General features: G+C 64.1%; 22 protein-coding genes. 4 read left to right on the top strand and 18 right to left on the bottom strand.

The window, feature by feature from the left end; translation table 11 throughout:
• Positions 1-177 precede the first annotated feature (177 nt).
• Entirely contained in the window at positions 178-807 is a 630-nt protein-coding gene (locus NTH_RS02770) for a DapH/DapD/GlmU-related protein (RefSeq protein WP_338528570.1), read from the bottom strand.
• Positions 808-811: 4 nt separating this feature from the next.
• Between NTH_RS02770 and NTH_RS02775 the strand changes: the two genes are divergently transcribed.
• Genes NTH_RS02775 through NTH_RS02785 form a run of 3 tightly spaced genes read left to right on the top strand, consistent with a single transcriptional unit; the run spans position 812 to position 2,545 of the window.
• Positions 812-1,066, top strand: coding sequence for a hypothetical protein (locus NTH_RS02775; RefSeq protein ID WP_338528571.1), 255 nt, complete (start codon positions 812-814; stop codon positions 1,064-1,066).
• Positions 1,067-1,094: 28 nt separating this feature from the next.
• Positions 1,095-1,673: an SCO family protein gene (locus NTH_RS02780; protein ID WP_338528572.1), complete on the top strand. Its 579-nt coding sequence runs from the start codon at positions 1,095-1,097 to the stop codon at positions 1,671-1,673.
• On the top strand, positions 1,673-2,545 hold the full coding sequence (locus tag NTH_RS02785) for a 50S ribosomal protein L11 methyltransferase (protein WP_338528573.1): 873 nt from the start codon (positions 1,673-1,675) through the stop codon (positions 2,543-2,545). Before NTH_RS02780 ends, NTH_RS02785 begins: the two co-directional genes overlap by 1 nt.
• 72 nt (positions 2,546-2,617) lie before the next feature.
• On the opposite strand, the gene NTH_RS02790 is transcribed toward NTH_RS02785, so the two are convergent.
• The gene (locus NTH_RS02790) at positions 2,618-2,791 is read right to left on the bottom strand and encodes a hypothetical protein (protein ID WP_338528574.1); all 174 of its coding nucleotides are present in this window, start codon (positions 2,789-2,791) and stop codon (positions 2,618-2,620) included.
• Between the two features lie 269 nt (positions 2,792-3,060).
• Between NTH_RS02790 and NTH_RS02795 the strand changes: the two genes are divergently transcribed.
• Positions 3,061-4,905, top strand: coding sequence for an aminopeptidase P family protein (locus tag NTH_RS02795; protein WP_338528575.1), 1,845 nt, complete (start codon positions 3,061-3,063; stop codon positions 4,903-4,905).
• On the opposite strand, the gene NTH_RS02800 is transcribed toward NTH_RS02795, so the two are convergent.
• The 16 genes from NTH_RS02800 to mraY all read right to left on the bottom strand — a co-directional run bounded on the left by NTH_RS02800 (position 4,886) and on the right by mraY (position 24,335).
• Positions 4,886-5,185: an AzlD family protein gene (locus NTH_RS02800; protein WP_338528576.1), complete on the bottom strand. Its 300-nt coding sequence runs from the start codon at positions 5,183-5,185 to the stop codon at positions 4,886-4,888. The genes NTH_RS02795 and NTH_RS02800 overlap by 20 nt on opposite strands.
• Positions 5,182-5,904, bottom strand: a complete 723-nt coding sequence (locus NTH_RS02805; RefSeq protein WP_338528577.1) for an AzlC family ABC transporter permease — start codon at positions 5,902-5,904, stop codon at positions 5,182-5,184. The genes NTH_RS02800 and NTH_RS02805 overlap by 4 nt, the downstream gene beginning before the upstream one ends.
• 95 nt (positions 5,905-5,999) lie before the next feature.
• Positions 6,000-8,114 (bottom strand): NAD-dependent DNA ligase LigA, encoded by a 2,115-nt coding sequence (gene ligA, locus NTH_RS02810; protein WP_338528578.1) that lies wholly within the window; start codon positions 8,112-8,114, stop codon positions 6,000-6,002.
• A 66-nt stretch (positions 8,115-8,180) separates the two neighbouring features.
• Complete coding sequence (gene recN, locus NTH_RS02815; protein ID WP_338528579.1) at positions 8,181-9,857, bottom strand: DNA repair protein RecN; 1,677 nt, start codon at positions 9,855-9,857, stop codon at positions 8,181-8,183.
• 7 nt (positions 9,858-9,864) lie between these two features.
• Positions 9,865-10,737: an outer membrane protein assembly factor BamD gene (locus NTH_RS02820; RefSeq protein ID WP_422392340.1), complete on the bottom strand. Its 873-nt coding sequence runs from the start codon at positions 10,735-10,737 to the stop codon at positions 9,865-9,867.
• Between the two features lie 150 nt (positions 10,738-10,887).
• The gene (gene lpxC, locus NTH_RS02825) at positions 10,888-11,838 is read right to left on the bottom strand and encodes a UDP-3-O-acyl-N-acetylglucosamine deacetylase (RefSeq protein ID WP_338528580.1); all 951 of its coding nucleotides are present in this window, start codon (positions 11,836-11,838) and stop codon (positions 10,888-10,890) included.
• Between the two features lie 275 nt (positions 11,839-12,113).
• Positions 12,114-13,793, bottom strand: coding sequence for a cell division protein FtsZ (gene ftsZ, locus NTH_RS02830; RefSeq protein WP_338528581.1), 1,680 nt, complete (start codon positions 13,791-13,793; stop codon positions 12,114-12,116).
• 63 nt (positions 13,794-13,856) lie between these two features.
• Positions 13,857-15,167: a cell division protein FtsA gene (ftsA, locus tag NTH_RS02835; protein ID WP_338528582.1), complete on the bottom strand. Its 1,311-nt coding sequence runs from the start codon at positions 15,165-15,167 to the stop codon at positions 13,857-13,859.
• The gene (locus NTH_RS02840; protein ID WP_338528583.1) at positions 15,164-16,063 is read right to left on the bottom strand and encodes a cell division protein FtsQ/DivIB; all 900 of its coding nucleotides are present in this window, start codon (positions 16,061-16,063) and stop codon (positions 15,164-15,166) included. The genes ftsA and NTH_RS02840 overlap by 4 nt, the downstream gene beginning before the upstream one ends.
• On the bottom strand, positions 16,051-16,974 hold the full coding sequence (locus NTH_RS02845; protein WP_338528584.1) for a D-alanine--D-alanine ligase: 924 nt from the start codon (positions 16,972-16,974) through the stop codon (positions 16,051-16,053). Before NTH_RS02845 ends, NTH_RS02840 begins: the two co-directional genes overlap by 13 nt.
• Before the next feature lie 238 nt (positions 16,975-17,212).
• Entirely contained in the window at positions 17,213-18,175 is a 963-nt protein-coding gene (gene murB / locus NTH_RS02850) for a UDP-N-acetylmuramate dehydrogenase (protein WP_338528585.1), read from the bottom strand.
• Positions 18,172-19,569 carry a UDP-N-acetylmuramate--L-alanine ligase gene (gene murC, locus NTH_RS02855; protein ID WP_338528586.1) on the bottom strand — a complete coding sequence of 466 codons (1,398 nt, stop codon included), beginning with the start codon at positions 19,567-19,569 and terminating at the stop codon, positions 18,172-18,174. Before murC ends, murB begins: the two co-directional genes overlap by 4 nt.
• Positions 19,566-20,690 carry an undecaprenyldiphospho-muramoylpentapeptide beta-N-acetylglucosaminyltransferase gene (gene murG / locus NTH_RS02860; protein WP_338528587.1) on the bottom strand — a complete coding sequence of 375 codons (1,125 nt, stop codon included), beginning with the start codon at positions 20,688-20,690 and terminating at the stop codon, positions 19,566-19,568. The genes murC and murG overlap by 4 nt, the downstream gene beginning before the upstream one ends.
• Before the next feature lies 1 nt (position 20,691).
• Positions 20,692-21,846 carry a putative lipid II flippase FtsW gene (gene ftsW, locus NTH_RS02865; RefSeq protein WP_338528588.1) on the bottom strand — a complete coding sequence of 385 codons (1,155 nt, stop codon included), beginning with the start codon at positions 21,844-21,846 and terminating at the stop codon, positions 20,692-20,694.
• Complete coding sequence (murD, locus tag NTH_RS02870) at positions 21,843-23,246, bottom strand: UDP-N-acetylmuramoyl-L-alanine--D-glutamate ligase (protein WP_338528589.1); 1,404 nt, start codon at positions 23,244-23,246, stop codon at positions 21,843-21,845. Before murD ends, ftsW begins: the two co-directional genes overlap by 4 nt.
• Positions 23,247-23,252: 6 nt before the next feature.
• Positions 23,253-24,335 carry a phospho-N-acetylmuramoyl-pentapeptide-transferase gene (gene mraY / locus NTH_RS02875; RefSeq protein ID WP_338528590.1) on the bottom strand — a complete coding sequence of 361 codons (1,083 nt, stop codon included), beginning with the start codon at positions 24,333-24,335 and terminating at the stop codon, positions 23,253-23,255.
• Positions 24,336-24,346: the final 11 nt, after the last annotated feature.

A 24,346-nucleotide genomic window follows, 5' to 3' on the forward strand; every position in this document is an offset into this window, starting at 1 on the left:
GCGCGAGACCGATGGCGGGGGCGTGCCGTCAGTCCTTTATTAACGGCCAAGTCGTTAAGTGGTGAGGCAGGCGACGGCTTCACCGCCGCTTTGCTCTCGCCTCCAGGCGCTGACCTCCAGCCCTTCCGCCACCCTTCCGGTGACGGAAGGGCGCAGCAGCCTGATGATCGGCGGCTGTCAGCACCGCTCCCATTTTTCTAGAAATGCTGCGATATCCAGCACCTGCATGTCGGGGACGGCCTCGAACAGGCGCTCCAGCGGCCAGTCCCACCACGCCAGCGCCTGCAGCCGGGCCGCAATGTCGGGCGCGAAGCGCGGCCGCAGCACGACCGCCGGCACACCCGCGACGATCGCATAGGGAGCCACGTTTTTCGTGACCACGGCGTTGGCGCCGACCACCGCCCCGTCCCCTATGGCGATGCCTGGCATAATGACGGCACCATGGCCGATCCAAACGTCGTGCCCGATGGTCACCGTGCTGCCCCGCCGGCGCTCGCGGAGGACCTGGTCCACGCCCAGATAGCGGAAATATTCGTTGGGACGATAGCTGAGCTTGTGCGTGGTCGGCCTCTCGACCGGATGCTCCAGGGCGTTCACGCGCGTATTGGCAGCTACCGAGCAGAACTTGCCGAACGTCGCATAGATGGCTTCTGCGTTGCGCTCGAAATAGGTGAAGTTTCCCACTTCGACCTCGCGCAGCACCACCCGCGCGCCGATGGACGCGTATCGACCGAGCCGGCAGCCCTTGAGTTCAGCCGTCGGATGAACGCGCGGCTCCGGTTCGGTAAAGCGAGGATCCTTCTCCATACACTTGCTCTACAGCATTTTGCAGGGAGTGGAATACCGCCGCGCTTGCGACAGTTTGCGTCTTTGCTTCCCGGCGGCAAGGCATTATCCTCATTCCATGAAGCTGGTGATCGATCCTCGTCTCGCCGAATACGCAAAGATCGCCGCCGCGGTGACCTCACTGGCGGCGCTGGGCGGGCTCGGACTGGCCATGTGGCTTAACAACGGGCCGGCCATGGTTATTTCGCTGGCACAGGCCGGCCTTGCCTGGTGTTTCTAGATCAATCCATTCAATACGGTGATTTTTGATGATGCGCGCAATACTCATCGGCATATTCGTCCTGCTCGCTTTCGCGGCGGGCCTGCTAACCTTCCAGTGGTACCGCAGCCAGAACACGGTGGTCGCCTTTGGCGAGCCGTTCGAGTTGGTCACGCATGAAGGCGAACCCATCACCGAGGCCGCGTTCAAGGGTGCCCCCACGGCAGTCTTCTTCGGCTTCACCCATTGCCCCGACGTGTGCCCCACCACGCTTTTCGAGATGCAGGCATGGCTGGATGAACTCGGAGAGGACGGCACCGAGCTTGAAGCCTATTTCGTCACCGTCGATCCGGAGCGCGACACGCCCGAAGTGATGAAAACCTATCTGGAAAACTTCTCCGAGCGCATCACCGGCATCACCGGCGAACCGGACAAGGTGGCCGAAATGGTCAAATCCTTCCGCATCTATTCGCGCAAGGTCGAGCTTGAGGATGGCGGCTACACCATGGATCACACCGCCTCGGTCATGCTTCTCGACCGGGACGGCGATTTCTTCGGCACCATCTCCTATGAGGAGAACACCGAGACAGCGATGGCCAAGCTGCGCCGGCTCATCGAGGAAGGTTGATGGGCCAGAGCCGTATTCATTTTCAGGCGCGGCAACCCCGCGCCGGCAAAGCCTTCAGCTTGCTTGAAGCTGCCCTTGAAGATGAGGGCCTGCCCGTCGCAATCAGCGAGATCGATGAGGACGAGCAGATATACGAGATCTCCGTCTATGCGACGGATGATCTTGAGGGTACGCGCGAACGCGTGGCAGAAATTCTGGCTCCGCTGGCCCCGGACATTGATCTCCACACCGAGGAATTGCCCGACATCGACTGGGTTTCCCATTCTCTCAAGGGGCTGCACGCCGTACGCGTCGGCCGCTTCTTCGTCCACGGCGCCCACGAGCGCGGTCAGCAAAGACCAGGCGAGATCGCCATCCAGATCGATGCCGGACTTGCCTTCGGCACCGGCCATCACGGTACCACTTCGGCTTGCCTTGAGATGATCGAGCGGGTGGTGACGGCAGAGCGGCCGTGCAACGCGCTGGACCTTGGCGCGGGCAGCGCGGTACTGGCCATTGCCGTCGCGCGCCTGGCCCGCATCCCCGTCCTGGCGACCGACATCGACACCATCGCCACCCGGGTTGCCCGGGACAATGTGCGGCTGAACCAGGTGGCGGCCTGGATCAAGGCCGAGACCGCGCCGGGTTTCCATCACCCGGTATTCGCACAGGCCAGGCCCTTCGATCTCGTCGTCGCCAATATCCTGGCGCGGCCGCTGATGGCGCTGGCGCCGCAGATGGCACGGCACGTCGCTCCCGGCGGCTCGATCATCCTTTCAGGGATTCTGGAACGCCAGAGGCAGCCGGTCATGGCCGCCTATGTCGGCCAGAATTTCCGGCACGTGAAGACGCTTCACCGGGAGGGCTGGGTCGCTATTCACATGAAGCGGTAACACCTACCGGCGCAAAAGAAAGGCGGCCGTTTGCGGGCCGCCGTAATCTTCGATGCTGCCGGAAGAGCAGTGTCAGTACATAAAGCCGCTGCCGTTACGACGCAGCTCTTCACGGGTATAGCCGTGGGACTTCAGCGTCTCGTCATCGAGCATGAGAAGCGCCCCATTGACATAGCGGCTGACCTGCTTCTGGCGGGCTGCCACGAGTGCATCCATCGCACCACGGAAAAAATTGCGCTTGGCCATTTGCAGTCTCCTGTCTGGCAAGGGTTTCAATCCTCCACATCCCAATAGGTAAGCGATCCTGACCTGGTAACCAGCGCCGATTGCGCATGTGAGCCATTCCTTTTTGCATATGCGAACACAAATGCTGCGTCGCAACATCAAGATGAATCAGGAAGCGGAAGAGGTCGCCCTACTCTGTTGTTCTTCCACATCAAGCCGGCTGCCTCTGATTTCCCTGGCCGGCCGAATACGGTAGGCTCCGCTCAGCTTCTCCCTACATGGTGCTCCCGATGTTCCAGACATTCGACGTTTCGTCCGATCCGAGCCAGGCCGCGCCTAGAGTGGCGCGCCTGCGCGAAGAAATGGCAGCCCTCGGGCTGGACGGCCTCCTGGTGCCCCGCAGCGACGAGCATCAGGGCGAATATGTGCCGGCCTGCGCGGAGCGCCTGCGCTGGCTGACCGGCTTCACCGGCTCGGCGGGCGCAGCGCTGATTCTGGCATCCCGTGCCGTGCTCTTCGTCGACAGCCGCTATACGCTGCAGGCCCGCGAGCAGACCGATCCGGGCATCTTCGAGATCGCCCATGTTCCCGAAACGCCGCCGCGCGAATGGATCAGAGAGAATCTTGCCGAGGGAGCGCGTATAGGGCTCGATCCCTGGCTCCACACGATCGGCGATGTGCGGTCCCTGCGCGAAACCGTCGAGAAGGCGGGCATGGAAATCGTCGCCCTGGAGGAGAACCTGGTCGACAGGGTATGGGAAGACCGCCCGGCGCCACCGCTGGCGCCGGTGCGAATTCACCCGCTGGACTTTGCCGGAGAGAAAGCTGCCGACAAGATCGAGCGGCTTTCCGAGGCACTGCGCAAGGAGGGCGTAGGCAGGACGGTCCTTACCGATCCATCCTCGCTCGCGTGGCTGTTCAACATTCGCGGCAGCGACGTGCCGCATACGCCCCTGCCGCTCGGTTTCGCCATCCTGTCGGCCGACGGACGGCCTGATCTCTTCCTCGCCCGTGAAAAGCTGTCGCGCGAAGTGGAAGCCTACCTGACCCAGCTTGCCGAACTCCGTGCACCGGACGAACTGGAGGCACGGCTTGCGCAGTATGCCTCGCAGGACGGCATTATCGGGCTGGACGAGGGACTGGCAGCGGAAAAGCTCCGGCTGCTGGCGAAGGAGGCCGGCGGTGAGACGATTGCCTTCGCCGACCCGGCTTCCCTGCCCCGGGCCACCAAGAACGCAACGGAGCTGCGCGGCGCCCGCGCGGCCCATCTGCGCGATGGCGCCGCGCTCGCCGATTTTCTGGCCTGGCTCGACGGGCAGGAGCCAGAGACCCTGGATGAAATCGGCGTGGTCGAGCGCCTTGAAGCGGCGCGCATACGCGCGGGCGAAGAGGCACAGATGCCGCTGCGCGATATTTCCTTCGACACGATCAGCGGATCCGGTCCAAACGGCGCAATCGTCCACTACCGGGTGACGGAGAAGACGACGCGTAAACTCGCGCGCGACGAGCTCCTATTGCTCGATTCCGGCGGCCAGTATGAGGACGGAACGACGGACGTCACCCGGACCGTTGTCCTTGGAACGCCCACCGAAGCCATGCGCAAGCATTTCACGCTGGTGCTCAAGGGCATGATCGCCATAAGCGCCCTGCGCTTTCCGGCCGGCACACGCGGCATGGACATCGATGCCATGGCCCGCGCCGCCCTCTGGAAATCGGGCTACGACTATGGACATGGCACCGGCCATGGCGTCGGCTCCTTTCTCTCCGTCCATGAGGGACCGCAGCGCATCGCGAAGACCGGCAAGCAGAAACTGCTGACGGGCATGATCCTGTCCAACGAGCCCGGCTACTACAAGCCCGGTAGCTACGGCATCCGCATCGAGAACCTGATCGCGATTACCGAGCCCGAGCCGGTTCCCGGTGGCGACATCGCCATGCACGGTTTCGAAACGCTGACGCTCACCCCCATCGACAAGCGGCTTGTCGAGCCAGAGCTCCTGACCGAAGAAGAACGCACCTGGTTCGACGCATATCACCGACGCGTCTTCGACGAGATATCGCCGCTTGTCGACGGCCGCACGCGAACCTGGCTGCGCTCCTCGACCGCGCCCCTGGTCAACCGAGCAGATGCCTGAGCAGGATCAGCACCGCGGCCGACGTCAGGAACATGGGCATCATCCCGCCTACCGCAAACGAAACCACGACGCCCGTGGCCAACGCGGCGATCTCGGGGATGCCGCCCTCCATTGCCGCGGGCGCTACCAGCGTGGTGAGAACGGCAGCAGGCACGGCATTCAGTCCCGCCTCGACGCGCGGATGGATATGCTCGAAGCGCGACAGGACCAGATGCCCGCCAATACGGGTCAGATAGGTCATCACGGCGCCGGCGACGATGATCCAGAAGGTGGTGCTCATCGCGGAGCGTCCTTCTTCACGGTCGGCACCATGAGCGCGCCCAGCAAGATGCCGGCGAGCGCCCCAAGGGAGACATGCCAGGGCGAGCCGACAAAGCGATAGGCGACAATGGAGGCAATGGCGCTGACGACGACAACCGGCAGCCAGAGAGACCGCTTCCGGAAGCCCATGACAAGACCTGTGAAATATATCGGCAGGAGAAAGTCCAGTCCGATGGCATGAGGGTCGGGGATCAGACGGCCGAACAGCGCGCCGAGCCACGCCTCGACGACCCAGAAGAGATAGATGGGCAGGCCCATCCCCATATACCAGGCGAAGGAAAGAGTTCCGTATTCCCGGCGCCGTTCGGCCTCGGCGAACTGCGGATCGACGAGAAAGAAGAAACCGATCGCCTGCTGCATCGGTCCCCAATGGGAGATATGACGGCCGATCGTAGCCGAATAGAGCACGTGCCGGAAATTGACGGCAAAGATCGACAGCACGATAAGCCACGGCGCGACCCTGGTGCCGAAGAGGTCGACCCCCACCATCTGGCTGGCGCCGGCATAGATCGTGGCACTCATGAAGATCGCCTCGAAAACGGTGAAGCCGTTGTCGATGGCCAGCGCGCCGAAAAGAAGACCGAAAGGCATTGCCGCGACCACGACCGGGAGGCTGGCCCTGGCGCCGGACCAGAACTCGCTCGCCGTGCTGTCGTCGGCATAACTGTCCGCGCTCATGATTCCTCCAAGCCCCGGAAAATAGGTCAGAATAGCTGACCAGTCATGTCAATTCCGTTGAGCCACGCTTCAGGGCAATTGATGAGACAGGCGCATTATTCCTGGCCGATGCGTTCGAACCAGGCGTCTTCGTCGATCACTTCGATGCCGAACTCCGCCGCCTTCTTGAGCTTGGAACCCGCTCCCGGCCCCGCCACCACGAGGTCGGTCTTGCGCGAGACGGAGCCTGCCACCTTGGCGCCGAGACGCTCGGCCATGGCCTTGGCCTCGTCGCGCGACATGCGCTCCAACGCGCCGGTGAAGACGATCGTCTGGCCGGCTACAGGCGACTCCGTGACAGGCCGCTCGGCATCCTCGACGTTCACTTCCTCGGCCAGCCGCTCGACGAGGGCGCGGTTATGCTCTTCGGCAAAGTAGGCCGCCACCGCGTCGATCACGGCATCGCCGATGTCATCCAGCGCGTCCATCTCCTCGCGCGCATGGAGGTCGCCCTCCGCCACCGCCAGGGCGGCGTCGTGGAAATCGACCCATGAGCCGTAGGCGCGCGCCAGCGTGGTCGCCGTGCGTTCGCCCACATGACGAATGCCAAGGCCGTAGATCATGCGGTCGAGCGGGATCGTGCGCCGCGCTTCGATGGCGTCGAACAGGTTTTGCGCGGAGGTCGCGCCCCAACCATCCTTGTCCTTGAGCTTCTTCATGTTCTGCCGGTCGCGGGCCGCCAGCGTGAAGATGTCGGCCGGGCTCCTGACCGGCAGGTCCGGATCAAGGAAGAAGAACTCGATCTGCTTTTCCCCGAGACCCTCGATGTCGAAGGCCCGACGCGAAACGAAATGGCGTAGATGCTCGATCCGCTGGAACGGGCAGGCGAACTCGCCGGAGCAGCGCCGCACGACCCCTTCGCCGCCTGCCGCCGTGCCCTCGCGGATGACGGGCGTCTTCAGATCGCAGGGGCAGACGGTGGGAAACTGGAACTTGCGCGCGTCGGCCGGCCGCCTTTCCGGCACATAGTTCAGGATTTGCGGGATCACGTCGCCGGCGCGCTGCACCGTGACCGTGTCGCCTATCATGATCCCCAGCCGCTCGATCTCCTCCGCATTGTGCAAGGTGGCATTGGTGACCACCACCCCGCCGACCGTGACAGGCTCCAGCCTGGCGACGGGCGTCAAGGCTCCCGTGCGCCCAACCTGGATATCTATTTCCTTCAGAACCGTGGTGGCGCGCTCGGCAGGGAATTTGTGCGCGATCGCCCAGCGCGGATTGCGCGAGACAAAACCCAACCGCTGTTGCAGCATCAGGTCGTCGACCTTGTACACGACACCATCGATGTCGTAGCTGAGGCTCCCGCGCTGCGCTTCTATCCTGTGGTAGTGCTCGAGCAGTTCCGTCGCGGTGCGGCAAAGCAGCATCAGCGGATTTGTGGCGAACCCGTAGCGCCTTAGTGCATCCACCATGCCCATTTGCGTATCGGCCGGCATCCGGCTCACCTCGCCCCAGGCATAGGCGAAGAATTTCAACGGCCGCGCCGCCGTGATCGACGGATCGAGCTGGCGCAGCGACCCCGCGGCCGTGTTGCGCGGATTGACATAGGTCTGCTTGCCCTCCGCCGCCTGGCGCTCGTTGAGCGCCAGGAAATCGCGATGGGTCATATAGACCTCGCCGCGCACTTCCAGAATGTCAGGAGGATCGTCGGCAAGCACGTTTGGAATATCCGAAACCACCCTGGCATTGGCCGTGACGTTCTCGCCCACCTGCCCGTCCCCCCGCGTGGCGGCCGAAACGAGGCGCCCGGCTTCATAGCGCAAAGACAGGGACAACCCGTCGATCTTGGGCTCGGCCGTCATGGCGATGGGCGCGTCTGCATCGAGCTTGAGATAGCGCCGGATGCGGGCGACGAAATCTATGACGTCTTCGTCGGAAAAGGCGTTGTCGAGGGAGAGCATCGGCACCTTGTGCCGCACCTTCTCGAACTTGCCCGAAACCGGAGCGCCGACCCGGCGCGACGGCGAATCCTCCCGCACGAGAGCCGGAAACCGCTGCTCGATGGCCAGGTTGCGGCGACGCAGCGAATCATATTCCGCGTCGGTGATCGTCGGCGCGTCCTCGGTGTGATAGCGCCGGTCGTGCTCCGCGATCTCGGCGGCAAGCCGGGCGAGTTCGTCCCTGGCTTGGGATTCCGTCAATTCGTCGACGGGGATCTTGGCTGTGCTCATGATTGGCGAATCCGGTGTGGAACGGGCCGCCAACATATGGTCAATTCCGGCCTTGCCTCAACACCTTCAGCTTGCCGCCAGCGCATTCTCCTGCAAAAGCCGCTCGGCCGCCGCGCGCGCTTCCTCCGTCACCGTGGCGCCCGCGAGCATGCGCGCGATCTCTTCCTGGCGCGCATCCCGGTCCATCACGGCGATCCCCGTTGCCACGCGGTCATGGCCGCCCGTCTTGGCAATCAGGTAATGGGTGCCGGCCCGCGCGGCCACCTGAGGCGCATGGGTGACCGACAGCACCTGGATGCGGCTTGCCAGCCGCGCAAGGCGCTGACCGATGGCATCGGCCACCGCCCCGCCCACGCCGGTGTCTATTTCGTCGAAGACCAGCGTCGGCGCCGACCCCCTGTCGGCAAGCGCCACCTTCAGTGCCAGCAGAAAGCGCGAAAGCTCACCGCCCGATGCCACTTTCATGATCGGCCCCGGACGTGTGCCCGGATTAGTCTGCACCCAGAACTCAACCCGATCGATGCCCTCTTCCATCCGGTCCTCGGGCGCACTGTCGATCTGCACCAAGAACCGGGCGCGCTCCAGTTTCAGCGCCGGCAGCTCCGCCATCACCGCAGCGGCAAGCGTCTCCGCGGTGGCCTGGCGCGCCTCGGAAAGCCGGCCAGCAGCAGCATCGAAGGCATCGCGCCGTTCTGCCGCGCCCTTCTCCAGCAAGCCCAGCCGCTCCTCGCCCGCATCGAGATCGGCCAGATCGTTGTCCATCCGGTCGCGCAGCGCCGCCAGTTCGTCGACCATCACATTGTGCTTGCGCGCCACCGCACGCAGCGCGAAGAGGCGCTCTTCGGCCTGGTCCAGACGCTGGGGATCGAACTCGCTCGCCCGCATGGCCTCGTCCACAGCGCTCTGCGCCGCGTCTAGTGAGATCAACGCCTCGTCAAGCGACGTGATGATTTCCTCCAGAAGTCCCGGCGCTTCCTGCGCCTTACGCTGAAGCCGGCGCAACAGGCTGGCCAGCGCCGGCAGGGGTGAGGCCTGCCCGGACAGCACTTCCTGCGCATCGGCGATATCGGCGGCGGTTTTCTCTGCCCGCATCATCCGCGCGCGTTCGTCGGCAAGTTCCGTTTCTTCGCCTGGGCGCGGGTCGAGCTTTGACAATTCCTCGACGGAAGCGCGCAGAAAATCGGCCTCACGTGCGGCCGCTTCGACCTTGGCCCTGTGGCGGGCAAGCTCCTGCTCGGCCTGCCGCCACGCGCGCCAGGCAGCACGAACCTCGCCCGTCAGTGGAAGCAGCCCGCCAAAGGCGTCGATCAGATCGCGATGCGCGGAGGTATCGACAAGCGCCCGCTCGTCGTGTTGGCCGTGTATCTCCACCAGCGCGCGCCCGACCTGCCGCATGAGCGCGACGCTGGAAGGCTGGTCGTTGATGAAAACGCGGGTGCGCCCGTCCGCCGACTGCACACGCCGCAGGATGATGTCGCCGCTATCGTCGACGGCATTCTCACGCAGCACATCGCGGGCTGGGTGGACCGCCGGCACGTCGAAAACGGCGATCACCTGCCCCTGATCGGCGCCATGGCGCACCAGTGAAGCATCGCCGCGCGCGCCCAGCGCAAGCGAAAGCGAATCAAGCAGAATGGACTTGCCCGCCCCAGTCTCTCCCGTCAGCACCGACAGCCCGGCCGAGAAATCAATATCGAGCCGTTCGATCAGGACAATATCGCGGATCGAAAGGTGTGCGAGCATGAAGCGCCTAGGAGCCTGCCCCCACAATCAAGCCAGCGGCTTTGGAAATCCAGGAGCCCGTATTCTCTCTCGGCTCCAGCCCGCCCGATTGCAGGAGTGCGTAGGAATCCTTGTACCATTCGCTTTCCGGGAAATTGTGCCCCAGAACCGCGGCGGCCGTCTGCGCTTCCGATGCGATACCCATGGCGAAATACGCTTCCGTCAGCCGCGCAAGCGCCTCCTCGACGTGCCGCGTGTTTGCGTAGTTCTCTACCACGCCCCGGAAACGGCGGATGGCCGCAATGTACTCCCGGCGCTCCAGATAATAGCGGCCGATCTGCATTTCCTTGCCGGCGAGCTGGTCACGCGCGAAACGCACTTTGGCCTGAGCATCGGGCACATACTCCGAATCCGGCCAGCGCTGGGCGACCTGCTCCATCGCCTCGATCGTCTGACGCGCTTCCTTCTGGTCCTGGGTCACTTCCTTGATCTGCCGGAAGTAGCTCAGCCCGACCAGATATTGCGCATAGGCCGCGTCGTCGCTGGTCGGATAGAGCGCCACATAGCGCTTGCCGCTGTTGATCGCCTCGGCATAGTTGCCCTGGCGGTAGTTCGCAAAGGTGGCCATCAGAAGCGCCTTGCGCGCGAACTCCGAATAGGGATGCTGCCGGTCGACGGCCTCGAACTTGGCGACCGCTTCCTTGAGCCGCCCCGATTCGAGATTGGCCAAGCCCTGATTGTAGAGCGCATCGGCCGGCTCCGTCTGCTCCACATAGGTGGACAGGTCGAGATCCTTCTCCGCATTGCAGCCGGCCGCCAGGAGCGGCAAGGCCACTGCCGCAAAGGCTGTACGGACCGGAGCCCTCAAGCTCATCCGATCGGCGAGGCGTCTAAAATTCATGCGGGCTCGGCCCCTCTGGCGCATTCAGACAAAAGATGTGCACGCAGTCATAGTGCATAATCCCGGCGCGCGGCAACGCTATCGACGGCCAATGGCACATTTTTGTGGCAGCATGCATCCGGGGCCGGCATCGCCCCAAGAATCAAGTCGTCACAGAACCCAAGGCGCGTAGACGGGTGCGTTGACGGCGATCATTTCGGCGCCCCTGCCCCGCTCGCGGCGCGTGGTCTCGACGATCTCGAATGCGGAAGGGTCGGTGAGCAGATGCCGCAGGGCGGCAGCGTTCAGCCGGTGCCCGCCGCGATAGGAACGGAAACAGCCGATGAACCTTGCTCCGGCCAAAGCCAGGTCGCCAACCGCGTCCAGCATCTTGTGGCGAACGAACTCGTCCTCGTAGCGCAGACCTTCCATGTTGATCACACGGTGGTCCTCGCCGATAACGACGGAGTTTTCGAGCGACGAGCCGAGCGCAAAGCCGGCGGCCCAGAGCCGCTCGACATCCTTGATGAAGCCGAAAGTGCGCGCCCGCGCGATCTCTCGGGCAAAAACTTCGGCGTTCATGTCGACCGCAAAGGCCTGCCGGCCGATGGCCGGGCTCTCGAAATCGATCTCGACCTCGAACCTCGTGCCGTCATGGGGCAGAAATTCGGCCCAGGAGTTGCCCATGCCTATGCGAACCGGCTTCTTGATCCGGATGTAACGGCGCTTCACATCGAGCTGCCTGATACCGGCCTGCCGAAAAGCTTCGACAAAGACCGCGGCGCTGCCGTCCATGATCGGCACTTCACCGCCATCGATCTCGATCGCGGCATTGTCTATGCCCATCGCCGACAGCGCGGCCATGAGATGCTCGACCGTCGCGACGTGATCGCCGGAAGTATCGCCAAGGCCGGTGCAAAAATCCGTCTCGCCGACCTCCGCCGCAAGCGCTCGTATCACCTTGCCCTCGGCATTCTCGTCTATCCGTTGAAAGACAATACCTGTGTCTGCATCCGCCGGATTGAAGTGGATGGAAACGGATTCGCCGGAATGAACGCCAATGCCCGAGAGCGAGAAGCGCGCGTCTAGTGTCGTCTGATATTCGAGCAAATCGATCCCCATCAGCTCGCCCGTACCGCTCCGCTCCATTCGGTGGTGCGGACGGCTTCTAGCGGAAGCACGCGACTAGCCCCAAAAACGCCCCATGCTCCGGTCTCGTTTGGGTCGCAAGATAATGTTCCCGCTCCACGACTCCAAATCACGCTTTCTTACCCGGTGTTACCATGATGCGGAAATTGCTAAACAGATATAAAAGTTTGTTTTAGTTTAACATTTCCTAACCAAAACGGGCGCCGGCGCGCCCGTTTTGTTACTGCATGTTACAGCCGCGTTACCGCCTAGTTTGCCTGCCTGCGCAGGAAGGCGGGAATCTCGAGCTGATCGTCCTCCTGCGTGGCCCGCGGCTGCTGGCTGATTCTGCCATGGTCGTCGAGCTGACCCCGGCGCGGAGCATAGAGCTGGCTTTCGCTGGAAGGCTGACGGCGCGCCTCCGGGGCCGGCTGGCGCAGGCGCGGCTCGGGCGGCGGAGCCGAATGGCCATCGTCTTCGCGGCGCGAAAGGCCGTTGGTCAGGCGCTTGAGCAGGCCCATCGGACCGCGCTCCTCGTGGTCCGGCGCATGCTCGGCGCGACCGCTGGACTGTATCTCGGCCTGCACCACCGGCGGAAAGTCCTCCACGCGGGGCATGCGCACCGGCTGCGGCGCAGGCTGCTGCGGCTGCATCGCCTGCTCGGGCGCCGGCTGCGGCGCTGCCGGGCGCGGCGTGTAGCCGGCCGCCGGAGCGGCTGCCTGAGGTGCTGCGGGGGCGGGCTTGAAGAGCTTGCTCTGCGGCTGAAACGCGCTCGTCATCTGCTGCGCGTCCTGTTCGGCGCTGCGGATTGCTTCAGCCACGGGGTCGTTTCCCACCGCGACGCCTCCTTCAGGAGCGACATCGCGGGCCACGGGCTGGGGCCGGGCTTCCGCTCCCGCCGTCCGCGGCGCCTGCTGGGACGGCTGCGCGGTCGGCCGCATCGGCTGGCGAATCGCCGACGGTGGCGAGGAGATCTCTGCCGCCGTCTTGTCGATGCCGGTAGCCACCACGGAGACGCGGATAACGCCTTCGAGTTCCTCGTCGAAAGTCGCGCCCAGAATGATGTTGGCTTCCGGATCCACCTCCTCGCGGATGCGGGTCGCAGCCTCGTCCACCTCGAACAGCGTCATGTCGCGGCCGCCGGTGATGGAGATCAGAAGGCCGCGCGCACCCTTCATGGAGGTTTCGTCGAGCAGAGGATTGGCGATCGCGGCCTCGGCGGCCGCCATGGCTCGTCCCTCGCCGGAAGCCTCGCCCGTGCCCATCATAGCCTTGCCCATCTCGCGCATGACGGAGCGGACGTCGGCAAAGTCAAGATTGATGAGGCCTTCCTTGACCATCAGGTCGGTGATGCAGGCCACGCCCGAATAAAGAACCTGATCCGCCATGGCGAAAGCATCGGCAAAGGTCGTCTTGTCGTTGGCGATGCGGAAGAGGTTCTGGTTCGGAATGACGATGAGCGTATCGACGCACTTCTGCAGTTCCTCGATACCCGCCTCGGCCGTTTTCATCCGACGCTGGCCTTCGAAATGGAACGGCTTGGTCACCACGCCGACGGTGAGGATTCCCTTCTCCCGTGCCGCCCGCGCCACGACGGGCGCCGCACCCGTGCCCGTGCCGCCGCCCATGCCGGCGGTGACGAAGCACATATGCGTGTTCGACAGGTGGTCCAGGATCTCGTCGATGCATTCCTCGGCGGCCGCCTGGCCCACTTCGGGCTGCGAACCGGCACCCAGCCCCTCGGTCACCGATGCGCCAAGCTGGATCAGACGATCCGACTTCGACTGGGTGAGTGCCTGGGCATCGGTATTGGCCACCACGAATTCGACGCCGCGAAGCCCCGCCGTGATCATGTTGTTGACGGCGTTGCCGCCGCCTCCGCCAACGCCGAACACCGTTATCTTCGGCTTGAGCTCGGTGATGTCCGGTTTTTGCAAGTTGATCGTCATTGTCCTCGTCCTTTCCGCCTTCATGCCGCCTCGCCGCTGCGGCCGCCATCGGGAATTGTTGTTCTAAAAACTGTCCCGCAACCATTGACCTACGCGCTGGAACCGCCCCCCGGTGCCCGTTGCGCGCGTGAATATGCCGCCTTTTGTTCCACGGCTTTCGTAATCCGCAACCTGCGGATAAATCAGCAGCCCGATCGGGGCCGAGAACGCCGCGCCCTTCGCGGCCTCGGGAAGCCCGGCCACGCCAAGCGGCCGTCCAAGACGCACGTTGCGCCCAAGAAGCCGGCGCGCCGCCTCCGGCAGACCGCCAAGCTGGCTCGCGCCGCCGGTCAAGACAACCCTGCGCCCCACCAGGTTACCGTAACCTGACCGGTTCAGCCGGTCGCGCACCAGTTCCAGCGTCTCTTCGACCCTCGCCCGCACGATGCGCGTCATGACTGCCCGCGGCACCTGCAAAGGCTGCTCCGTCTCATCACTGCCGATAGGCTGGATCGCCACGATGTCGCGATCGTCGGCGCTGGCCGGCAGGGCCGAACCGTGCATGACCTTCAACCGTTCGGCGTCTTCCAGCCGCGTCGAAAGCCCGCGCGCCAGGTCCATCGTCACATGGTTGCCGCCGACCGGCAGCGCATCCGCATGCACGAATTTGCCATCGACGAAAACCGAGATCGTCGTGGTGCCTCCGCCCATATCGATGCAGGCCGCACCCATCTCCGTCTCGTCATCCACCAGCGCCGCGAGCCCGCTGGCATAGGGCGTCGCCACCAGCCGCTCGACGGACAGATGCGAACGGTTTACGCAAAGCTCCAGATTGCGCAGCGGCACCGCGTCTGCGGTCACCACATGCATGTCGACGCCCAGCGTGTCGCCCACCATCCCGCGCGGATCACGGATGCCGCGCTCCGAATCGAGCGAGAACCCGACCGCCAGCGAATGCACGACCTCACGCTCGGCCCGCATGGCCTGGCGCGCGCCCGCCGTAAGCACCCGGTTCACATCGGCCCTGGCCGCTTCGTGCCCGCCGAGATTGATCGTGGCACTGGCGGTCTCGCTCTTCAGCCTGCCAGCCGACACGTTGACGATAAGGGAATCAACCGTCAGCCCCGCCATGCGCTCGGCCGCGTCCACCGCAAGGCGGATGGCCTGCTCGGCACGGTCGAGGTCCACGACGACGCCGGATTTGACCCCTTCGGATTTCTGATGGCCGATGCCGATGACCTTGATGCGGTGCGTGCGGTGACGCAGCGCTCGGCTGCTTTCAGCCGGCAGAAGCCTGGCGATGATGCAGCATACCTTGCTCGATCCAACATCGAGAACGGTAATGACGCCGGAGCGCCGCTCGGTGTTCCCGCCCGACCCGGGGAGCCAGCTCATATCCGGGCTCCCTTCTTTCGCGCCGCCAGATGCTGTTCGATCACCGCATTGCGTTTTTCGGCGGCATCCTCGGTCAGCCCCACGGTGACCCGGTCGTCCAGACGCAGGTCCACCGCTTTGATATCCCGATCGAAAAGCTGATACTGCGCGTTCAGCCGCACCACGGCAGCAAGCGCCTCGTCAGGCTCGCGCTCGGGCAGCTTAATGGTGATACCGTTGTCGAGACGCAGGTCCCAGCGGCGGTCAGCGACGCGGATATAGGCGCGTACGCGGTCGCCAAGTTCGCCGACACCGCCAACCTTTCGAATGAAACCCAACGCAGCCTCGTTGGCGCCGACGCCGAGGACGAGCGGCAACGAGGCATGGCGCGGATTCGTGAAGGGCGCGATGATCGACCCGTCACGCTCGATGACCGACAATTGGCTCCCCTGCTGCCATATGGCGAAAGGCTTGCGCTCCCGAAGAATGACTTCGAGCGTATCCGGATAGACCTTGCGGACGGTGGCGCTTTCGACCCACGGGAGTTCGGCGATCCGCTGCCGAGCCTCGCTCACGTCGAAGCCGACCATCGAGGTCCAGCCGTCGAGCCCGATCTGCTGCAGCACGTCGATTTCGGAGGTCTCCACATTGCCGGCGATCTTCACGTCGCCTATGGCAAAGCCGATGCGCGCCGTCGTCGCCTGCACGACCTCGTCCATATGGCCGCCCTGCAGCCCGCCATAAAGCCCGGTTGCGGCGAACAGGAAGGCCGTCGCCATGGTCGCGGCAAAGGGCGGCGCTTCGAAATCGCCGATGCGGACGCGCTGGACAAGGCGCGCCGGCCGACGAAGCCAGCGCGGCAGCACGAAGCCAGCTTCGCCTGCGCGTGAACCCCTACCTGACGTCAGCGCGAACAAGACGCATCCTCCACCATCCAACTCAACAATTCACCAAATCCCAGCCCGGCATGGGCAGCAATGTCCGGCACAAGAGAGGTTGGCGTCATGCCCGGCTGGGTGTTGATCTCCAGCCAGACCAGATCGCCTTCACCACTACGATCATCGAAACGAAAGTCCGATCGACTCACGCCCCGGCAGCCGATGGCCTTGTGCGCCTTGAGGGACAGTGTCTGTATTTTTTGGTAAATATTCGGTGAAATTTTTGCCGGGCATTCGTGTTTTGAGCCGCCCGGAACATATTTTGAATCATAATCGTAGAAGGCATGACCGACCGGCACGATCTCGCAGACGCCTAGCACCTCCTCGCCCATCACGGCACAGGTCAGCTCCCGCCCGTGGACATAACGCTCGACCATCACACGGTCGCCATAGCGCCAGTCCGAAGATCCCAGAATCTGCGGCGGATGCGACTGCCCCTCGCGTACGATCACCACCCCGAAGCTGGAACCCTCGGCGACCGGCTTGACCACGTAGGGCGGCTCCATCGGATGCTCGCCCAGGATATCGAAGCGGCTCGCCACCATAGACTTGGCGACCGGAATCCCGGCGGCCGAACCCACGATCTTGGCGAGATCCTTGTCCATGGCGAGTGCGGAGGCGAGCACCCCGGAATGGGTGTAGGGAATGGCCAGATACTCGAGGATGCCCTGGATAGTGCCGTCCTCTCCGAACGGGCCATGCAACGCATTGAAGACCACGTCCGGCTTCAAGGCGGCAAGGACATCCGACACCTCACGCGTGACGTCGACGCGGGTCACGCGATATCCCTCCGCCTCCAGGGCATCGGCGCAGGCTGCACCGGAAGCAAGACTCACCGGCCGTTCGGACGAGAATCCGCCCATTAAAACGGCCACGTGCTTCTTCGCCATCCGATGCCCCCTTCCTGACATTCCCTGTCTTGACGCTTTCACGGCTTGAGTCTCTCCGTTCCAAGGGAAGCCCCCGGCCGAAAACGCGCCGACTCAAATCAGGAAACGCTTGTACCCACAGAATCAGAGAGTTGATTCCGTGACAAGGCCTTGAGATTCCGATGGATTCAAATTTTGCTAAAATCGGTGTTTTTTAGCCGTCCGACCGGCGATAAGCGATCGCGGATACGTTTATCGCCTAAAGCAATTGCCCCAGAAACGGTTCAATCTCCTGGCCGGGCCTGAAGGCGCCGATGCGCTTGATCTCCCACTGGAGGCGCAGGCCGGAATTCTCCAGAACGCGGGCGCGGACCGTTTCGCCCAGCAATTCCAGGTCATGGCCGGTTGCAGTGCCCGTATTGATCATGAAGTTGCAGTGCATCGGCGACATCTGCGCACCGCCGATCATCATGCCGCGGCAACCGGCTTTGTCGATTTCCTTCCACGCCGAAGTGCCCTCGGGGTTCTTGAAGGTTGAGCCCCCGGTTTTCTCGCGGATGGGCTGCACGGTCTCGCGGTGGCGCTGCACCTCGTCCATCGCCGCGCGGATTTCACCGGCATCGGCAGGGTATCCTTCCATAATAGCGGAGATGAAGATGAGATCGGCGGGGGCCGTCGACTTACGGTAGGAATAACCCATATCCGCGCGGCCCAGCACGTGAAGGTTACCCTGCCGGTCGAGTGCGTGAACCTCGACCACGCGCTCCGCAGTTTCCACGCCGTTGGCGCCGGCATTCATCCGCAGCGCTCCGCCCAGCCCACCGGGAATGCCGTGGTAAAAGTGGAACCCGCCGATCCCCGCTTCGAGCGCCGCCGCCGCCAATCGCTTGTCGGGCAGCGCCGCGCCGGCGCGCAGCCGATTGTCCGAAAGCACTTCCGCCTGCCCGAAACCCTTGGCTGAAAGCCTGATGACGAACCCCTTCAGCCCGCCGTCTCGCACCAGAAGGTTTGAGCCGATACCGACCACCGTCAGCGGCACGTCCTCGGGCACGGCGCGCAGGAATGCGGCGAGGTCCTCGGCATCTGCCGGCTGGAACATGGCTTCCGCCTCGCCGCCGGCCCGAAACCAGGTGATCTTGTCCATGCCGGTGCGCGGCACCAGCTTGCCCCGCAGTCCCGACAGCCTGCCGTCCAGCCGTTCGATTAGCCCCTTATCGTTCATCCGCCGAGCTCGCCAGGCAACGCATAGGCCCATTGGGTGATGTTGCCGGCCCCCAGGAAGACGACGAAGTCCCCCGGCCTGGCCACCTCGCGAACGAGCGGCGCAACGGCTTCCGGCCCGCTTATATGGCGGGCGTCGCGATGCCCGCCGGCGCGCATGCTGGCGACCAGGGCCTCCGATGTCGCGCCGTCTATCGGTTCCTCTCCCGCCGTATAGACGGGAGCGACCAGCACCGTGTCGGCCTCGTTGAAGCAGGATGCGAAATCGTCGAACAGATCGTGGAGGCGGGTATAGCGATGCGGCTGCGCCACCGCGATCACGCGTCCCCGCGTAGCCTCCCGCGCCGCCTTCAGCACCGCGCGGATCTCCACCGGGTGGTGGCCATAGTCGTCGAAGATATGGATGTCGTTCCACACGCCGGTCAGCGTGAAACGCCGCTTGACCCCGCTGAAGGCGGCGAGCCCCTTGCGGATATCCTCCGCGCCGATGCCGAGTTCGTGCGCCACCGCGATCGCGGCCACGGCGTTCGAGACATTGTGACGGCCCGGCATGGGCAGGCGCAGCCCCTCGATGATTTCCAACCGGCCGGATTTGCGCTCCCGCAAGGTCACGTCGAACACCGACGTCGCCCCGTCCATCCTGTGATTGGAAAAGCGCACATCGGCCTGCAGGTTTTCGCCGTAAGTGACGAGACGGCGGTCCTCGATGCGGCTGACCAGCGCCTGCACCTCCGGATGATCGATACACATCACCCCGAAGCCGTAGAACGGAACGTTCTCCACGAACTGGCGGAAGGCCTGCCGCACCTTGTCGAACGAGCCGTAATGATCGAGGTGCTCGGGGTCGATATTGGTCACTACCGCTATTTCCGCCGGCAGTTTGAGGAAGGTGCCGTCGCTTTCGTCGGCCTCCACCACCATCCAGTCGCCCTTGCCCATGCGCGCATTGGTTCCATAGGCATTGATGATGCCGCCATTGATGACGGTCGGATCCAGCCCGCCCGCATCGAGAAGTGCGGCAACCATCGATGTCGTCGTCGTCTTGCCGTGGGTTCCACCGATGGCGACCGCCTGGCGGAAGCGCATCAGCTCTGCAAGCATTTCGGCGCGTCGCACGATCGGCAGCAAGCGCTCGCGCGATGCCTGATACTCCGGGTTGGCCGGTTTGATCGCCGTCGACACCACGACCACCTCGGCCTCGCCCAGATTGCCCGCGTCGTGGCCGACGAAAACCTTGATGCCCTTTTCCCGCAGCCGCGCCACATTGGCGTTCTCGGCCTGATCTGACCCCTGCACCTGATAGCCCAGCGTATGCAGCGCCTCGGCGATGCCGCTCATGCCGATGCCGCCAATGCCGATGAAATGGATGACCCCGATGGTTTGCGGCATCTTCATGCGCCAGCTCCCCGTTTGAATTCCTCGATCGATCGGCCCGACGCAATAGCCTCTGTGAAATCGGCGAGCAACTTCGTCGCGCCCGGCCGGCCAACCGTCTTGGCCGCCAGCGCCATCCCCTTCAGCCGCTCACCGTCCGCCAGGAGTTCGCTGAGATCGCCGGCAAGATCTTCCGCCGTCATCTCCGCCTGGCGCCTGATGAGCGCCGCGCCCGCATCCACCAGAAGCTGCGCATTGCGGCCTTGATCGTCGTCAAGTGCATGCGGCAGTGGCACAAGGATCGATGGCCGCCCGATGATGGAGAGCTCCAAGACAGTCGACGCGCCCGAGCGCGAGACCACGAGATGGGCCGCGGCCATCCGCGCAGGCAGATCGGAGAAGAAGGGCGAAACCTCCGCCTCTACGCCAAGGTCCCGATAGCGCTCCCTTGTGCGCGCCTCGTCTTCGGGCCGTGCCTGCTGAACGATGTCGAGCCGGGAGCGCAACAGCACAGGCAGCAGGGCCACGGCCTCGGGAAACACATCGGAGAAGAACCGCGCGCCCTGGCTTCCGCCGAAGACGAGCAAGCGCAGTCTTCCGTCCGCCACGGGCGCTTCATAGGCCGTATCGGCAACATCGAGCACGGCTTGGCGGACCGGGTTTCCGGTCTCCGCAATCTTCGCGGCGTGCGGCCCCTGCGCCTTCAGGAAGCCACCGGCGATCGCCTCGACCCGCGGCGCCAGGGCCCGGTTCGCCCGCCCCATCACCGCGTTCTGCTCGTGGATGATGGAGGGCACGCCGCGCCGGGTGGCCGCATAGAGCGGCGGCAAGGTCGGATAGCCGCCGAAACCCACGACCACCGAGGGCTTCAGCCGTCCCATGAGCGCAGACGCCTGGCGGAAACCGCGCCAGATGGTGAGGAGGCTGCGCAACAGCGCAACCGGATTGCGTGACCCGAACGTCGCCGCGTCGATGGCATGCACGCCCGCTGCCGGAAAATCGCCGGCGAACCGCCCGGCCCGCCTGTCGGTCGCCAGATGAACCGTCCAGCCGCGCGCCTTCAATTCATGGGCCAGCGCCTCGGCCGGAAACAGATGCCCGCCGGTGCCGCCGGCGCACACGATTGCGATCTTCTCGGTCATGTCAGCCGGCCGTCGCCGCCCGGCCGGAAACCCGCGACACCCCTATCGGCCGCCGCTTCTCCGGCCTGCGCCGCGAAAGCGCCAGCACGAACCCCATCGAAATCGCCATGGCGATCAGCGAGGACCCGCCATAGGAGATGAAGGGAAGCGTCATGCCCTTGGCCGGCATCATCCGCACATTCACCGCCATGTTGATGATCGACTGGAAGCCGAGCAGGACGACAAGCCCGCTCAGCGCGTAGCGCGTGAAGTCGTCCTCCTCGCGCCGCGCCAGATCCAGTCCCCTGAGCACCACAAAGGCGAACAGCATGAGAATGAGCAGGCACGTGATCAGGCCGAATTCCTCGCCCGCCACCGCAAAGACGAAGTCGGTATGGCTGTCCGGCAGGATGCGCTTCACCGACCCCTCGCCCGGTCCTTGCCCGAACCAGCCGCCGCGCGTCATGGCCTCCAGGCTCATATCCACCTGATAGGTATCGCCCTCGCCTGTCAGGAAGCGGTCGATGCGGTCGGCCACATGGGGAAAGATCGAATAGGCTGCAACCGCGCCGCCCACCCCCAGCGCGCCCAGTGCCGCGATCCAGAGCCAGGGCATGCCAGCGATGAAGAACATCGCTCCCCATGTGCTAAGCACGAGCATCGTCTGGCCCAGGTCCGGTTGCGCAACGAGCAGCGCCACCACCAGCCCGAGCAGGATCATGGCGAACAGATTGCCCGGGATCTCCGGCTGACGGGCGTGTTCGGCGAACAGCCAGGCGCAGATCACCACGAATGCGGGCTTGAGATATTCGGACGGCTGGATCGAAACGCCAAAGAGATAGATCCAGCGCCGCGACCCCTTCACCTCCAGCCCGACGAACAAGGTTGCGACCATGAAAATGAGCGATACGGCCAGCATGACAAGCGCCAGCCGCCGCACATGGCGCGGATCGAGGAACGAAACCCCGATGAGGCAGGCCACCGCCGGGATCATATACATGATCTGTCGGGTGACGAAGTGGAAGCTGTCGAGCCCGATGCGCTCGGCCACGGCGGGGCTTGCCGCGAAAGACAACACGACCCCCAGACCCATCAGCGAAAGAAAGGCCGCCAGGAACCAGCGGTCCACAGTCCACCACCAATTCGCGACATGGCTTCGGTCCGTACGGCTGATCATGTGTCTTTCCCTCTGATCGCTTCCACGCCGGGCAGCGCAAGCACAGCCTTTCGGAAGGCCTCGCCCCGGACCTCGAAATTCCTGAACTGGTCGAAACTCGCACAAGCCGGCGACAACAGAACCACCGCCTCGCTCCCGGCATCTTGCGCCGCATCCCGCGAAGCATGCTCGACGGCGGCTTCGATGGTACCTGAAATTTCATACGCCGTCGCCTCCCCAAGCGTGGCGGCGAAGGCAGGAGCGGCTTCGCCCACAAGATAAGCCTTGGCGATGCGTGGGAAGAGAGGCCGCAGGCTTTCGATGCCGCCCTGCTTCGGCAGGCCGCCGGCAATCCAGTAGATGCGGCCGAAGCTTGAAAGCGCCGGCGCGGCGGCGTCGGCATTCGTCGCCTTGGAATCGTTGATGAAGAGCACGTGGGCCTTCCGCCCGACCTGCTCCATGCGGTGTTCGAGCCCAGGGAAGCCGGCAAATCCGGCCTGGATTTCGGTCGCTGAAAGCCCGCAATCCAGCGCGGCGGCCAGCCCCGCCAGGGCGTTCTGCGCATTGTGCCTGCCGCGCAGCGAACCAATGCCTTCAATCGAGACGACTGGTTCCGCCTGCCCGTCGATCGCCCGCATCAGTATCGTGCTGTCGGCGAAGAAGCCATTGTCCAGCGGTCCGGCCGCCGAAATACGCTCCACTTTCACGCCGTCCCGTTCCAGCCGGTCGGCAATCCCTGCGCAATATTCGTCGTCGACGCCGATGATCGCCGTCCGGCTGCCGGCGACGAGCCGGGCCTTGATCGCCGCGTAGCGGTCGATGTCGCCATGCCGGTCGAGATGGTCGGGCGACAGGTTCAACAGGATACCCGCAGAGGGGTCGAGCGTCGGCGCCAGATCGATCTGGTAGGACGAGCACTCGACCACATAGTGACGCTCCGACAGCGGCGGATCGAGGGTCAGCACAGCCCGCCCGATATTGCCGCCCATCTGTGTGTCGCGCCCGGCCGAGACCAGCACATGAGCGATCAGCGCAGTCGTCGTCGATTTGCCATTGGTCCCGGTGACGGCGATGAAGGGGGCATCCGACGCGTGCGCGCGCCTTTCGCGCACGAACAATTCGATATCGCCGATGATCTCCGCGCCCGCCGCCTGCGCCAGTTCCACGCTCCAGTGCGGCCGGGGATGAGTGAGCGGCACGCCTGGCGCCAGCACAAGCGTGCCGACCCCATTCCAGTCCGCGTCCCGCAAGTCGCCCGTCGCGATCCCCTCGGCCTTTGCACGCGCCACGCTTTCCGGGTTGTCGTCCCAGGCGAGCACCGTCGCGCCGCCCTCGACCAACGCCTGCGCGGTGGCGATGCCCGAACCGCCAAGGCCGAAGACGTGGACTTTCTTTCCCGAAAATGCGGAGGCAGGGATCATGCGCCCTTACCTCAGCTTCAGCGTCGAAAGCCCAATCAGCGCCAGCACGACGGCTATGATCCAAAAGCGGATCACCACCTGGCTTTCCGTCCAGCCGAGCTTTTCGAAATGATGGTGGATGGGCGCCATCAGGAACACCCGCTTGCCGGTCAACTTGAAGACGGCCACCTGAATGATGACCGAGAATATCTCGATGACGAACAGCCCGCCGATGATGGCCAGCACGATCTCGTGCTTGGTCGCTACCGCAACGGTGCCGATGAGCCCGCCCAGCGCCAGCGAGCCGGTATCGCCCATGAAGATGGCCGCCGGCGGCGCGTTGAACCACAGGAAGCCGAGCCCGGCGCCGATCACCGCGCCCAGGATGACGGACAGTTCGCCCGTTCCCGGCACGAAGTGGATTTGCAGGTAATCGGCGAAGATGGCGTTGCCCGAAAGATAGGCGATCACGCCGAAGGAGGCCGCCGCCACCATCACCGGCACGGTTGCCAGTCCGTCGAGCCCGTCGGTCAGGTTCACCGCATTGCCCGCGCCGACGATGACGAAGGCCGCGAACGGGATGAAGAAGATGCCGAGATTGAGCAGGAGCTCCTTGAAGAACGGAAAAGTGAGCGATGAGGAGAATGGCGCCTGTCCGGCCCGCATGATCAGCCATGCTGCAAAGCCGGCGATCAGGAATTCGAGGATCAGCCGCACCCTTCCTGAAAATCCGAGATGGGACTGCTTGGTCACCTTCAGGTAATCGTCGTAAAAACCGATGGCGCCGAATCCCACCGTGACCATGAGCACCACCCACACATAGACGCTGGAAAGGTTCGCCCACAACACGGAGGCGCCCAATATGCCACTCAGCATCATCAGCCCGCCCATGGTCGGCGTTCCGGCTTTCTTGAAATGCGTCTGGGGACCATCGGCCCGGATCGGCTGGCCGCGTCCCTGCCGCACGCGCAGCGAATTGATGATGGCCGGCCCGAACAGGAAGACGATGAAAGCCGAAGTCATCAGCGCCCCGCCGGTGCGAAACGTTATGTAGCGGAAAACGTTGAATGCAGAAAACTCGTCGGCAAACTGGACAAGCAGCATGAGCATGATGAAAACCC

The sequence above is a fragment of the Nitratireductor thuwali genome (genome assembly GCF_036621415.1).
In the GTDB taxonomy this organism is placed as follows: domain Bacteria; phylum Pseudomonadota; class Alphaproteobacteria; order Rhizobiales; family Rhizobiaceae; genus Chelativorans; species Chelativorans thuwali.